This is a genomic window from Bordetella genomosp. 10, from assembly GCF_002261225.1.
Classification (GTDB): domain Bacteria; phylum Pseudomonadota; class Gammaproteobacteria; order Burkholderiales; family Burkholderiaceae_B; genus Bordetella_C.
Genome location: NZ_NEVM01000002.1, coordinates 858,067 through 872,024 on the forward strand (window position 1 = coordinate 858,067; position 13,958 = coordinate 872,024).

Below are 13,958 nucleotides of genomic sequence, written 5' to 3' on the forward strand. Positions count from 1 at the left end.
AGGAAGGCCGCCGTTCGACGCGGCGGGCCGCCCGTGCCCGCCCGCCTCTGCGCGGCCGGGGATCGCTTGTTCTGGAAAAGAAAAATATTTCTATAAAAATTTATATTGATAAATATATTCCATTTTTGATAGACTGCTGCGTCATCCGGCCAGGCACATCGGTTTCGCCTGGCGGCAACGAGGCCCCGCGCGGGCCCATAAGCAGATATTCAGAGGCAGCTATCCATGGAACTTTCCTTCCCCTCCGGCCGGGACATCGATGTGGCCTGCCTCGGGCGGCTGGGCGTCGACCTGTATGCCGACCAGTTCGGCTGCAGCCTCGAGGACGCCACCCGCTTTTCCAAATACCTGGGCGGCTCCTCCGCCAACATCGCCTTCGGCGCGGCGCGCCTGGGCCTGGCCGCGGCCATGATTTCCCGGGTGGGCGACGAGCAGAACGGCCGCTTCCTGCTGAACACGCTGGCGCGCGAAGGCTGCGACGTGTCGCAGGTGCAGATCGACAAGCAGCGGCTCACGGCCATGGTGCTGCTGGGGATCAAGGACCAGCACACCTTTCCCTTGCTGTTCGTGCGGGAGAACTGCGCCGACATGGCCATCGACGCCGAGGCGATCAGCGAGTCCTTCATCGCCCGCTGCCGCAGCCTGCTGATCACGGGCACGCACCTGAGCACGCCCACCGTCCTGGCAGCCAGCCGCCGCGCGCTGGACATCGCGGGCCGGCACGGCGTGGTGCGCGTGCTGGACATCGACTACCGCCCCGTGCTGTGGGGGCTGACCGGCCGCGGCGACGGCGAGACCCGCTATGTCGAGAACCAGGGCGTCAGCCGCCACCTGCAGGATCAGCTCGGCCAATTCGAATTGATCATCGGCACCGAGGAAGAATGGATCATCGCCGGCGGCGTCAAGGCGGACCTGATGGCCAGCCTGCGCCGCGCGCGCGAATGCACGCGGGCCGTTTTCGTGGTCAAGCGCGGCGCGCTGGGCTGCAGCATCGTCCCGGGCGAGGTGCCGGTGGCGATCGACGATGCCTTGACCGTCCTGGGCGAGCGCATCGAGGTCCTGAACGTGCTGGGCGCGGGCGACGCCTTCGCGTCCGGGCTGCTTTCCGGGCTGCTGCGCGGCAAGGACTGGCGCGAATCCGCCGGCATCGCCAACGCCTGCGGCGCCATCGTGGTGTCGCGCCACGGCTGCGCGCCCGCCATGCCGACGCCCGCCGAACTGGCGCACTGGTTTTCCGGCCACCGCCATCCGCGCCCGGACCAGGATCCGCAACTGGCGCATCTGCACCGGGTGTCGGTCAAGCGGCGGCCGTGGCCCGAGCTGTGCGTGCTCGCCTACGATCACCGGCCCCAGTTCCTGGCGCTGGCCGAAGCCGCGGGCGCCGACCCCGCGCGCGTGCGCAAGCTCAAGCACCTGCTCAACGAGGTCGTCGCGCAGATCGAGCAGGACGAACCCGGATGCCGCGGCAAGCTGGGCGTGCTGGTGGACGGCCGCCCCGACCTCGGCGAGTCCGCGCTGCACGAAGCCACCGGCCGGGGCTGGTGGGTGGGCCGCCCGGTCGAGCTTCCCGGATCGCGCCCGCTGCGCTTCGACGGCACGCATTCGGTCGCCAGCGAACTGGAACATTGGCCGCTGGAGCAGGTCGTCAAGTGCCTGGTGTTCATGCACCCGGACGACCCTGAAGACCTGCGCGCGGCGCAGATGGAACGGCTCGCCGAGTTGTGGGAAGCCACGCGGGCGAGCGGCCACGAGCTATTGCTGGAAATCATCCCGCCCGCCGACAAGCTGGCGCGCGACGACGCGGGCGATGCCGCCTTGCGCGTCATCCGCGACCTGTACGCGGCCGGCCTCAAGCCCGAATGGTGGAAGCTCGGCGCCATGTCCGCCGCCAAGTGGGACGAGCTGGACGCCCTGGTGCGCGAACAGGATCCCTATTGCCGCGGCGCCGTCATTCTCGGGCTGGCGCAGCCCATCGAGCAGTTGCTGGCCGCTTTCACCGAGGCGCGCGCGCCCATCGTCAAGGGCTTCATGGTGGGACGTTCGGTATGGGCCGAGCCCAGCGCCGAATGGCTGCGCGGCGCGCTGGACGACGCCGGCTTCCGCCAGCGCGTGACCGGGAATTTCATGGCATTGATCCGTGGTTGGCGCAATCGCGGCGAGGCCTGAACATCGCAAGCCCTGAGGGCAGGATGCGGCGTGGTCTTCCCTGGGCCCGCCGGACGACATACGGGAGACGAGCATGGACAAGAAGGAATCGGGCCGCCTGGCCTTCAAGGTCGCGCTGATTACCGGCGGCGCCAGCGGCCTGGGCCTGGCCACCGCCAGGCGCCTGCTGCGCGAGGGCGCCGCGGTCGCGGTCGCCGACGTCAACGCGCAGGCCATCGAGCGGGCCATCGCGGAATTCGGCGTGGCCGACGGACGGGCGCGCGGCTACGTGCTCGACGTGCGCGATCCCGCCCGGGTCGAGGCGGTCGTCGCGCAGGTCGAAGCGGACTTCGGGCGCATCGACGTCCTCGTCACCAGCGCCGGCGTCAGCTACCAGGGCTCGGTGCTGGACAATCCCATCGAGGCGTGGGAGCGCGTCATCGGCATCAACCTGACCGGAAGCTACCTGTGCGCCCAGGCCGTCGCCAGGCGCATGGCCGCGCGCAGGTCGGGGCGCATCGTCATGCTGGCGTCCATCTCGGGACAGCAGGTGTGGTCCGGCCGGGTGGCCTATTGCTCGTCCAAGGGCGGCGTGCTGGGCCTTGCCAAGTCCTGCGCGATCGACCTCGCCCCGTTCGGCATCACCGTCAACTCGGTGTCGCCCGGCCCGATCGAAACGCCGCAGACGGCCACGCTGCACAACCGCATCGTCCGCGAGGCCATCGTCAACGCGACGCCGATGGCGCGCTACGGCCAGCCCGAGGAAGTCGCCGACGTGATCGCCTTCCTGGCGAGCGACGACGCGCGCTTCGTGACCGGCCACGACATGGTGGTGGACGGCGGCCTGACGAGCGCGGCGATCCTCTACGACCTGTCCAAGAACCCCCAGCCGGCCTGAGCCCATCATGGCCGACAGCACAAGCCCGGTCCGCGGCCGCATCGCCGCCGTGATATTCGATTGCGACGGCACGCTGGTCGACAGCGAGCCCATCGCCCATGCCGCGCTGCTCGACGAGGGCGCCGAACATGGGCTGGAGATGGACGCGGCCGAAGGCGCGGCCCTGTTCACCGGCATCAAGATGGTGTTCTGCGTGCAGGAGATCGAACGGCGCATCGGCAAGACGCTGCCCGACGATTTCGTGCCGCGCGTCAGGGCGCGCATGGCGAGGTATTTCGCCGAGCGGCTCCAGACCATGCCCGGCGCCCTGGAGGTGTTGTCGCGGCTGGCGCTGCCTTACTGCATCGCGTCCAACGGGCCCCAGGAAAAGATCCGCCTCACGCTGGAGATCTGCGGCCTGCTGCCGGCGATGAAGGGGCCCATTTTCAGCGCCTACGACATCGGCCACTGGAAGCCGGCGCCCGAGCTTTTCATCCATGCGGCCAACGCCATGGGGGTCGCCGCGCGGCAGTGCGCCGTGGTGGAGGACAGCATCCCCGGCATGGAAGCGGGCGTGGCCGCCGGCATGACGGTGTTCGCGCTCTGTCCCACGGAAAAAATCCCCCCGCAACTGCGGCAGCGCGTGCTGCCCATACGCAGGCTGGACGACCTGTTCGAGCATCTCGACTAGCCGCCTTCGCTTGCATCGTTTCTACCCATAATTCCTACATCGTCTGGAGACAACATGCCCTTGCTCATCCTGGCTGCCGGCATCGCGGTACTCTTCATCCTGATCATCGGTTTTCGGATCAACAGTTTTCTTTCCCTGATTCTCGTCAGCCTGGCGCTGGGCCGGGCCGAGGGCCTGCCTTTCGCCAAGGTGATGCAATCGATCGAGGCCGGCGTCGGCAGCACGCTCGGCCACCTGGCCGTGGTCGTCACCTTCGGCGCGATCCTGGGCACCTGGATGGTCGAGAGCGGCGGCGCGCAGCGCATCGCCTCGGTGCTGATCGGCGCGGTCGGCCGCAAATACCTGCGCTGGGCGGTGTGCCTGAGCGGCTTCATCGTCGGCATCGCGCTGTTCTACGAAGTCGGCTTCGTGCTGCTGATCCCGCTGGTCTTCACCATCGCCATCGGCGCGGGCATTTCCGTGCTGGAGGTCGGCGTGCCGATGGCCGCGGCGCTGTCCGTGACCCATTGCTTCCTGCCGCCGCATCCGGGACCGACCGCCATCGCGGTGATCTACGGCGCCAACATCGGCCGCACGCTGCTCTACGGCATCCTCATCGGCATTCCCGCCGCCATCGTGGCCGGCCCGCTGTTCCTGCCGGTGATGAAGAACATACGGCCTTCCGCGCCCAAGGGCATTACCGCCTCCAAGGTCTTCAAGGAAGAGGAAATGCCGGGTTTCCTGCCCAGCCTGCTGACCGCGCTGATGCCGGTCATCCTGATGGCGGCGGCCTCGATCGCCAGCCTGACCCTGCCCGCGGAATCGGAAGTCCGGCAGGCCCTCGAATTCATCGGCAACGCCGACATGGCGCTGCTCATCGCGGTGGTCGTGGCGTTCTACACCTTCGGCATCGCGCGCGGCATTTCCACGCCGGTGCTGATGGACGGCGTGCACAAGGCGGTCGGCACGGTGGCGATGATCATGCTGACCATCGGCGGCGGCGGCGCGCTCAAGCAGGTGCTGGTCGACGCCGGCGTCGGCAAGTACATCCAGGAAATGATGGCGCACTCGGCGGTGTCGCCGTACATCCTGGCGTGGCTGACCGCATGCCTGCTGCGCGTGGCGGTCGGGTCGGCGACCGTCGCCGCGCTGACGACCGGGGGCATGATGGTGCCGCTGATCGCCTCCACCGGCGTCAGCCCCGAGCTCATGGTCCTGGCGACCGGCGCGGGCAGCGTGTTCGCCGGGCCGCCGAACGATCCGGGATTCTGGATGTTCAAGGAATTCTTCAACCTGTCCGTCAAGGAAACGGTCAAGAGCTGGTGCGTGCTCGAGACCGCCATATCCCTGGTCGGCATCGGCGGCGTGATGGCGCTGGCCGCGCTCGGCCTGCATTGACGACGCCCATAACCAGGAGAAACAACCATGTCGGATACACGTAGCAAACCCCTGCGGGACCAGGTGGCCGTGGTCACCGGCGCCGCCGGCACCATGGGCCTGGCGGCGGCCAGGTTCCTGCTGGAAGACGGCTGCAAGGTGGCGATGGTGGACGCCAACGCCGCGCGCAACCAGGCCCTGGCCGACGAACTCGGCCCGGCGGCGCGCGCCTTTTCGTTCGACATCAGCGACCCCGAGCAGGTGCGCCTCGGCCACGCCGCCATCGTCGAGGAACTGGGCGAAGTCGATATCCTGCTGAACAACGCCGGCATCCTGTCCAACAACAAATCGGTGTCCACCAGCACGGAGGAATGGCGCCACGTGCTGGGCGTGAACCTCGACGGCGCCTTCTTCTTCGCGCGCCAGGTCATACCCGCCATGAAGCAGCGCCGCCGCGGCCGCATCATCACCACGACGTCGCTGGCCGCGAAGACCGGCGGCCTGACGGCGGGAACGGCCTATTCGGTTTCCAAGGGCGCGCTCGCCTCGCTGACCTTCTCCCTGGCGCGCGAGCTCGCGTCCTTCGGCATCACCGCCAACGGCATTTCCCCCGCCTACGTGAAGACGCCCATGATCACGGAGCAACTGACCGAGGAACAGCGCCAGAAGCTGCTGAAGGAAATCCCGGTCGGGCGCTTCTGCGAGCCCGAGGAGTTCGCCCACGTGGTGCGCTTCCTGGCCTCGCCGCTGGCGGGTTTCATCACCGGCGAGGTGGTGGACATCAACGGCGGCCTGCTGATGGACTGACGGACGCGGAGGAGGGCGGCGGGCCATGCCAAAGGCGATGGATTGGTTGTATCCTCCCGCCATGAGCCAGGACACGCAGCCCCCGTCGAGTATCGAACAGTTCCTGCAGCGTATCGCGCAGGAGTACGCCGCCTTGAGCAAGCAGCTCAAGGCGATCGCCCATCACGTGGAAACGCACCGCAACCACCTGGGCCTGCAAGGCGTGCAGGCGCTGGCGGAGCAATGCGGCGTGCAGCCGTCCGCCGTGGTGCGCTTCGCCAAGCATTTCGGCTTCTCGGGCTTCTCGGAAATGCAGCGCCTGTTCCGCGACGGCCTGGAACAGCAGATCGCGCCGGGAAGCGCGTACAGCCAGCGGCTGCGCAGCGTCATCGAATCCGGCTCGTCCGCGCTGCGGCCGGGCCAGATCCTCGACGAGTTCGTCAACGGCGGCATCGCGGGCATGCAGCAATTGCGCCAGGCGCTGGACCAGCAGGCCTTCGAGCGCGCGGTCGGCCTGCTCGCGCAGACCCAGGCGATCTGGATCGCCGGTTCGCGGCGCGCGTTTCCGGTCGCCGTCTACCTCGATTACGCGCTGCAGCATACCGACAAGCGGGTGGGGCTCTTCAGCGCGCTGGGCAGCATGCAGTCCGGGCAGACGCGGTCGGTGCGCGAAGGCGACGTGCTGATCGCGGTTTCTTTCGCGCCTTACGCGGAGGAGACCATCCAGGTCGTGGAGCAGGCCTTGCAGCGCGGCGCGCGCCTTATCGCCATCACCGACAGCCGCATGAGCCCGATCGCCGGCGACGCCGAGGCGCTGCTGCTGGTGCAGGACAACGCGACCTTCGGCTTCCGCGCGCTGACCACGACCATGGCGCTGGCGCAAAGCCTGTTCGTCGCGCTGGCCTACCAACTCGAAATATCGCATTAACCGACCGGGCGTGCGCTGCCCCGGGCATGCGCCCGGACCGGCCGCGATTCCCGGCCGGTCCCGCCGATACGTCAATACATATGCTGGCCGCCGTTGATCGCGACGTTGCTGCCGGTCATGAAGGCGGCGGCGTCGCTGCAGATGTAGGCGATCAATTCGGCGACCTCGGCGGGCTGCCCCAGCCGTCCCACCGGAATCTGCGACAGGATCTGCTTTTCCAGCACGTCCTTGGGGATCTTCGCGACCATCTGCGTGTCGAGGTAGCCCGGCGAGACGGTGTTGACCGTCACGCCCTTGCTGGCGAGCTCCAGGGCCAGCGACTTGGTGAAGCCGTGTATGCCCGCCTTGGCCGCGGCATAGTTGGTCTGGCCGAACTGCCCCTTGCTGCCGTTGATGGACGAGATGTTGACGATGCGGCCCCAGCCGCGCTGCACCATGCCCTCGACGAAGGGCTTGGTGACGTTGAACATGGAATCGAGATTGGTGCGCATGACCGCGTCCCAACTCTCCTTGCTCATCTTGCGGAAAGTGCCGTCGCGGGTGATGCCGGCGTCGTTGATCAGGATGTCGACCTGGAGGCCGTCGGCATGGAGCCTGGCGGCCATGTTCTGGCAGACGTCGAAGTCGGACACGTCGGTTTCGTAGACCCGGAATTCGTATCCGCGCTCGGCCTGGGCCCGCAGCCAATCGGCGACCTGCGGATTGCCGACGCTGTGGGTCACGATGACCGTGTGGCCGGCGTCGTACAGGCGGCAGGCGATCGCCTGGCCCAGGCCGGTCATGCCCCCCGTGACGAGGGCGGTGCGCTTAGCCGCCATGATGCGCTCCCTGCTTGTTGCCGGCGGCGGCCGGGGCCCGGTTCGCGCCGCCGCTCTTGAATACGTCGAGGAAGGGCAGCTTGACCGCGGCGGCGTCGAGGTTGCCGATGGCCGATTTCTGCCAGCTCTGCACGGCCTGTTGCAGGCCCCGGGTGAGCGTGGCCTGGGTCTCGATGGCCAGTTGGGCGGCGTTTTGCGCGTGGGAGAAACGATGATGCACCTGGCGCCAGTAGGCCTCGGCCGGCACGGTGAGAAAGGCCTGCCAGTTCTGGGCCTGCGCCAGGTTGTCGATGGCGGTCTTGTATTCGTCCAGGCCTTCGCGGCCGATCTGGGAGGACTGTTCCAGCCAGCGCTGGCCGTCCTCCTGCAGCAGTTGGGCAAGACGAAGATGCAGTTCGAGGTTGGCCTTCAGAAGATTGAAGGGGAAGGCGTTTTCGGCCATGTGAGTCTCCTTGGTGGATGGGTAGGGGGCGCCCTGGCGGGCGGGATGGGCCATGGCTACTTCTCCCTGACGTACGTGCCGGGGGCGTCTTCCAGCGGCGCGTAGCCATGAGCGGCGGCCCCCATGGCGGGCGGCTTGCCGGGTTTGCCCGAGCGGCTTTTCAGCCACGTGACCCAGGGTTCCCACCAGGAGCCCTCGCGCGCCTGGACGGTGGCGGCCCATTCGTCGGGCGCGATGTAGCCGCCGCCTTGCGGGCGCGTGGCGATCTGGTACTCGCGGTGCGGGTGGCCGGGCTCGCTGACGATGCCGGCGTTGTGGCCGCCGGTCGTCAGCACGAAGGTGATTTCGGCGGGGGACAGGTAGTGCAGCTTGTAGACCGATCGCCACGGCGCGACGTGGTCCTTGACGGTGCCGACGCAGAAGGTGGGGATGTCGAGCGTGCTCAAGGTGATCGGCCGGCCGCCGACCGTATAGCGTCCATTGCTCAGGTCGTCGTCCAGGAACAGCCTGCGCAGGTACTGCGAGTGCATCCTGGCCGGCATGCGGGTGGCGTCGGCGTTCCAGGCCATGAGGTCGTTCATGGGACGGCGGTCGCCCAGCAGGTATTCCTCCACCAGCCGCGACCACAGCAGGTCGTAGGAACGCAGCATCTCGAAGGCGCCCGCCATCTGGTCGGCGCGCAGGTAGCCGGTCTGCGCCATCTGGGCCTCCAGCAGGCTGACCTGGCTTTCGTCGATGAACAGGCTCAGTTCGCCCGGCTCGCTGAAGTCGGTCTGCGCGGTGAACAGGCTCAGCGACGCCAGCCTGTCGGCCTGGCCGTCGCGGACCATGGCCGCCGCGGCGATGGCCAGCAGCGTGCCGCCCAGGCAGTAGCCGGTCGCGTGGACGCGCTGGCCGGGCACGATCGCCGCGATGGCGTCGAGCGCGGCCTGGACGCCTTGGGCCAGGTACTCATCCATGCCCATGTCCCGTTCCGCGTACCCGGGGTTCTTCCAGGAGATGCAGAACACCGTGTGGCCCTGCGACACCAGGTAGTTGACCAGGGAGTTGCCGGGCGACAGGTCGAGGATGTAGTACTTCATGATCCAGGCCGGCACGATGAGGATGGGCTCGGGATGCACCTTGCCGGTGGCCGGGGCGTACTGGATCAATTCCATGAGCTGGTTGCGCAGCACCACCTTGCCCGGGGTGACGGCGACCTGGCGTCCCACGGTGAATTGCTCCGTGCCCTCGGGCGGCAGGCCGGCGGCACGCCGCTGCATGTCCTCCAGCCAGTTCTTCGCCCCGCGGACCAGGTTGGCGCCCCCTTCGTCCATGGTGCGCTTGAGCGCCACGGGATTGGTCGCCAACAGATTGCCGGGCGAAAAGACGTCCAGCCATTGCCTGGCCGCGAAGCCGACGACCTTCTGGTGATGCGGCGATACGCCCCACACCTTGTCCGTCGCGCCTTCCCACCATTCCTGGGTCATCAGGAAGGCCTGGTGCAGGACGTTGAAGGGCCATTTCTGCCAGGCGGGATCGCGGAAGCGGCGGTCCAGGATGGGCGGCGTGGCCCGGTTGAACGGATTCAGCGGACCGTCCTTGGCGTGCTCCCGCAGATAGTGCAGGAACTGGTGCATCTGGTCCGACGCCAGCTTGGCGATTTCCAGTTGCTTGCCCGGGGACAGCGCCAGGTGGCTGGCCCAGTCCATGGCCGCCAGCATGGCGGATTCGGGAGAGAGCGAGGCCCACGTGTTCGCCCACAGCGCATGCGCGCGTCCATCGATGGCTGCCGGCGTGACGGTCTGCTGGGGGAGGGACAAAACGCGCTCCTTCGGCGTCGGATGAGGACCTGGCTGTTCTCCGGGGCACGGCGCCGGTATCCTGAAGTTGCCATCTTGCGGCGCGCCGTGCCGATGGGCATTGATGTAAATCAATTACCGACCCCCGGGTCGTTAGTTCGAGCCGGGGCCGCGCCGGGCAGGTTCATGGCCCCGATTTCATGGCCTCATTCCATGGGAGCGAGCCCGTCGGACGGCCGGATCAGGCCATCTGGCTGATCGTACGCCGGAAACGGGCCAGGGACAGGCCGAACAGCGCGCAGCCGATGGCGAACAGGCTGAGGAAGGTTTTCCAGACCACGTCCAGGCCGGCGCCGCGGAACAGGATCGCCTGCCCGAGTTCGACGAAATGGGTGGTCGGCGCGACGAGCATGAGGGTCTGCACGATTTCCGGCATGCTTTCCCGGGGCGTGTTGCCGCCCGACAGCATCTGCAAGGGCAGCAGCACCAGCATCATGAGCAGGCCGAACTGCGGCATGCTGCGCGCCAGGGTCGCCATGAAAATGCCCATGGACGTCGTCGCGAACAGGGACAGCGCGGCGCCGGCCAGGAATAGCGGGATGGAGCCCTCGATCGGCACGCCCAGCAGCCCCTTGATCACGAACAGCAGGGAGCATGCGGCGGCGGCGAGCACGACCAGTCCCATGGACCAGACCTTGGCGATCATGATCTCCGCCGGGGTGACCGGCATGACCAGCAGGTGCTCGATGGTGCCGTGCTCGCGCTCCCGGATCAGGGCCGCGCCGGTCAGGATGATGGACAGCATCGTGACGTTGTTGATGATGTCCATGAGCCCGCCGAACCAGCTTTTCTCCAGGTTCGGGTTGAAGCGCGCGCGCAGGGCCAGGTCGATGGGCAGCGTGCCGGCGCTGCGATAGCGCTGGACGAACTCGGTGACCTCGCCCGAGACGATCTGCTGGATATACCCGCTGCCCGTGAATGCCTGGCTCATCCGGGTGGCGTCCACGTTGAGCTGGATCTCGACGTGGCGGCCCGCCAGCAGGTCGCGTTGGAAGTCGGGCGGAATATTCAGGACGAAGGTGTAGTCGCCGCGATCCATGCCGGCATCTATTTGCTGGGACGTGATCATCGCCGGCATCAGGAACTGCGGCGGAAAGAAGGCCGACGCAATCCTGGCGGAAACCGCCGAGTTGTCCTCGTCGACGATGGCGATCGGCGCGTTGTGCAGGGTTTCCGGCAGCGCCGTCGCGTTGGTGTAGACGGACACCGTGAAGGTGTAGACGATCAGCACCAGCATCGTGGGATCGCGCAGCAGGCTCCAGAATTCCTTGCGGCCCAGGCGGAGGATGTTCAGGACGCGGCGCATGTCAGCTATCCTGTTTCTTGAGCAGCGCGATCGCCGCGCCGACGATCAGCGGGATGGCGAGCAGCAGGGGCAGGAATTCGCCGGCCAGGTCGGAAAAGCCCAGCGCCTTGCTGAAGATGCCGCGGCTGATGATGAACATATGGGTGGCCGGGTACAGGTTGCCGATGACGTGGCCCGCGCCTTCGAGCGAGGACACGGGATCGGTCAGGCCGGCGAACTGGATGGCCGGGACCATGGTGCCTATCATGGCGAAGAACATCGCGGCGATCTGGCTGCGGGTGACCGCCGACGCCAGCAGCCCCATGCCGGTGGCGATGATGCTGAACAGGAACGCGGCCAGCAGCAGCACCGGGTAGCTGCCCGTGACCGGCACGCCGAAGACGGTGACGGCCAGCAGGCTCATCATCAGGAAATTGACCATCGCCAGCGCGATGTAGGGCAGTTGCTTGCCGAGCAGGAATTCCGTGCGCGTGATGGGGGTCACGTAGAGATTGATGATGGAGCCCAGCTCCTTCTCCCGCACCACCGCCAGCGCGGTGAGCATGGCGGGCAGCATCAGCAGCAGCAAGGGCACCACGGCCGGCACCATGGCCGGGAGGCTGCGGACGTCCGGGTTGTAGCGGAAGCGCGTCTGCATGCCGAACTGCGGCTCGGCCGCCTCGCCCAGCCGTTCGCGCGCCTGCTGGGCCAGCCAGAGCTGGTGGATGCCTTGCACGTAGCCGCGGACGGTCTCGGCGCGCGAGGGCATGGCGCCGTCGATCCAGGCGCCGATCTCGACCTGCTTGCCGCGCAGGGCGTCGCGCGCGAATCCCGGCGGGATCTCGATGGCCAGCGTCAGCTCGCCGCTGCGCATGCGGCGGTCCAGGTCGGCATAGTCGGCGATGGGCGGCTGCTCGATGAAATAGCGGGAGCCGGACAGGTTGAGCGCGAAGTTCCGGCTGAGGGTGGTCTGGTCGCGGTCCAGGACGGCATAGCGCAGGTCTTCCACGTCCATGCTGATGCCGAAGCCCATCACGAACATCAGGATCACCGAACCGAGCAGGGCCATGGTGGCGCGCACCGGATCGCGCCGCAGCTCCAGCGCTTCGCGCCAGGTGTAGGTGAGCAGGCGCGGCAGGCTGAAGGCCCGGCGGCGGGCGGGGGCGGCGGGCGCCTGGTTCGCCTTGGGCGTTTCCTGGGTGGTTTCTTCAGTGCTTTCTTGAGTGCCTTCCTCGGCCGCCGCCGCGCCGCCCGCCTCGACGAGGTAGCCGATGAAGGCTTCTTCCAGGTTGGCGGCGTTGCGCTTCCTGACCAGGTTGGCGGGGCTGTCGCTGTCCAGCACCTTGCCGGCGTGCATCATGGACATGCGGTCGCATCGCGCGGCTTCGTTCATGAAGTGCGTCGAGATGAAGATGGTCACCCGGTCGCGGCGCGACAGCGTGACGAGCAGGCGCCAGAAGCCGTCGCGGGCGACCGGGTCGACGCCCGAGGTGGGTTCGTCCAGGATGAGGATTTCGGGCTTGTGCACCATCGCGACCGCCAGCGACAGGCGTTGCCGCATGCCCAGGGGCAGGGCGTCCGGCAGGCTGTCGAGCACGCCGCCCAGGCCGAAGCGTTCGACCATCTCGGCCACGCGCGCCTGCAACTGGTCCTCGGGCACGTGAAAGAGCTGCGCGTGCAGCACCAGGTTTTGCCGCACGGTCAGTTCGCCGTACAGGGAGAAGGCCTGCGACATGTAGCCCACCCGCCGGCGCGTGTCGATGTCCCGCGAATCGACCTCGCGCCCGAACAGCCAGGCCTTGCCCTCGCTGGCGGGCAGCAGGCCCGTCAGCATTTTCATGGTGGTCGACTTGCCGCAGCCGTTGGACCCCAGGAAGCCGAAGATCTCGCCGCGGCGGATGCGGAAACTGACGTGATCGACGGCCACGAAGTCGCCGAAGCGCATGGTCAGGTCCCTGGCCTCGATCGCCACGTCGTCGCCGTCTTCCTCCAGGGGCGGGATGCGCACGGGCTCGTAGCCTTGCCGCTTGGCTTGCGGCAGCAGGCGGATGAAGGCGGTTTCCAGGGAGTCCGCCTGCGTCTGCGCCAGCAGTTCCGCCGGCGAGCCCGTGGCGAGCACCTTGCCGTCGTCCAGGGCGACCAGCCAGTCGAAGCGCTGCGCTTCGTCCATATACGCGGTAGCGACGACCACGCTCATGCCCGCCCGGCTCCGCCGTATCCGGTTGATCAGGTCCCAGAACTGCGCGCGCGCCAGCGGGTCGACGCCGGTGGTCGGCTCGTCGAGGATGAGCAGGTCGGGGTCGTGGATCAGCGCGCAGCACAAGCCCAGTTTCTGCTTCATGCCGCCGGACAGCTTGCCCGCCGGCCGGTCCAGGAAGGGATGCAGTCCCGTACTTTGCGTCAGGTCGTCGATGCGCCGGCGGCGTTCGGCCTCGTCGTGGCCGAACAGCCGGGCGAAGAACTGCAGGTTCTCCTCCACCGACAGGGTCGGGTACAGGTTCTTGCCCAGGCCTTGCGGCATGTACGCGATGCGCGGGCAGACCGCGTCGCGATGCGATTTGGCCGCCATGTCGCCGCCCAGCGCATGCACCGTGCCTTCCTGTATCGCGCGCGCGCCCGCCAGCAGCGACAGCAGGCTGGATTTCCCCACGCCGTCGGGACCGAGCAGGCCGACCATCCGGCCCGCCGGAATGCCCAGGGTCACGTCGTCCAGCGCCACCGTCTTGCCGTAGCGCAAGCGGACGCCGCGCAGGCTGGCGATCTCCGGGGATCGAGGGTCCGCCGCCATG

At 67.7% G+C, this 13,958-nt stretch carries 11 protein-coding genes; 6 read left to right on the forward strand and 5 right to left on the reverse strand.

The genetic code is table 11. The features are described from left to right. The first annotated feature begins 225 nt into the window (after positions 1-225). The 6 genes from CAL29_RS13190 (at position 226) to CAL29_RS13215 (ending at position 6,783) form a co-directional block, all read left to right on the forward strand. Complete coding sequence (locus tag CAL29_RS13190) at positions 226-2,166, forward strand: bifunctional 5-dehydro-2-deoxygluconokinase/5-dehydro-2-deoxyphosphogluconate aldolase (protein ID WP_094853455.1); 1,941 nt, start codon at positions 226-228, stop codon at positions 2,164-2,166. Between the two features lie 73 nt (positions 2,167-2,239). After that, complete coding sequence (locus tag CAL29_RS13195) at positions 2,240-3,043, forward strand: SDR family NAD(P)-dependent oxidoreductase (RefSeq protein WP_094853456.1); 804 nt, start codon at positions 2,240-2,242, stop codon at positions 3,041-3,043. Between the two features lie 7 nt (positions 3,044-3,050). Then, positions 3,051-3,713, forward strand: coding sequence for an HAD family hydrolase (locus tag CAL29_RS13200; RefSeq protein ID WP_094853457.1), 663 nt, complete (start codon positions 3,051-3,053; stop codon positions 3,711-3,713). A gap of 54 nt (positions 3,714-3,767) precedes the next feature. Further along, the gene (locus CAL29_RS13205; protein WP_094853458.1) at positions 3,768-5,090 is read left to right on the forward strand and encodes a gluconate:H+ symporter; all 1,323 of its coding nucleotides are present in this window, start codon (positions 3,768-3,770) and stop codon (positions 5,088-5,090) included. Between the two features lie 27 nt (positions 5,091-5,117). Beyond that, complete coding sequence (locus CAL29_RS13210; protein ID WP_094853459.1) at positions 5,118-5,876, forward strand: SDR family NAD(P)-dependent oxidoreductase; 759 nt, start codon at positions 5,118-5,120, stop codon at positions 5,874-5,876. Between the two features lie 25 nt (positions 5,877-5,901). After that, the gene (locus tag CAL29_RS13215; protein ID WP_373559738.1) at positions 5,902-6,783 is read left to right on the forward strand and encodes a MurR/RpiR family transcriptional regulator; all 882 of its coding nucleotides are present in this window, start codon (positions 5,902-5,904) and stop codon (positions 6,781-6,783) included. A gap of 71 nt (positions 6,784-6,854) precedes the next feature. On the opposite strand, the gene phbB is transcribed toward CAL29_RS13215, so the two are convergent. The 5 genes from phbB to rbbA all read right to left on the reverse strand — a co-directional run bounded on the left by phbB (position 6,855) and on the right by rbbA (position 13,957). Further along, entirely contained in the window at positions 6,855-7,601 is a 747-nt protein-coding gene (gene phbB, locus CAL29_RS13220; protein ID WP_179284008.1) for an acetoacetyl-CoA reductase, read from the reverse strand. Continuing rightward, positions 7,591-8,043 (reverse strand): phasin family protein, encoded by a 453-nt coding sequence (locus tag CAL29_RS13225; protein WP_179284009.1) that lies wholly within the window; start codon positions 8,041-8,043, stop codon positions 7,591-7,593. Before CAL29_RS13225 ends, phbB begins: the two co-directional genes overlap by 11 nt. Positions 8,044-8,099: 56 nt before the next feature. Beyond that, positions 8,100-9,845 carry a PHA/PHB synthase family protein gene (locus CAL29_RS13230; RefSeq protein ID WP_373559739.1) on the reverse strand — a complete coding sequence of 582 codons (1,746 nt, stop codon included), beginning with the start codon at positions 9,843-9,845 and terminating at the stop codon, positions 8,100-8,102. A 220-nt stretch (positions 9,846-10,065) separates the two neighbouring features. Continuing rightward, positions 10,066-11,190, reverse strand: coding sequence for an ABC transporter permease (locus tag CAL29_RS13235; protein ID WP_094853462.1), 1,125 nt, complete (start codon positions 11,188-11,190; stop codon positions 10,066-10,068). A gap of 1 nt (position 11,191) precedes the next feature. After that, the gene (rbbA, locus tag CAL29_RS13240; protein ID WP_094853463.1) at positions 11,192-13,957 is read right to left on the reverse strand and encodes a ribosome-associated ATPase/putative transporter RbbA; all 2,766 of its coding nucleotides are present in this window, start codon (positions 13,955-13,957) and stop codon (positions 11,192-11,194) included. Position 13,958 lies beyond the last annotated feature (1 nt).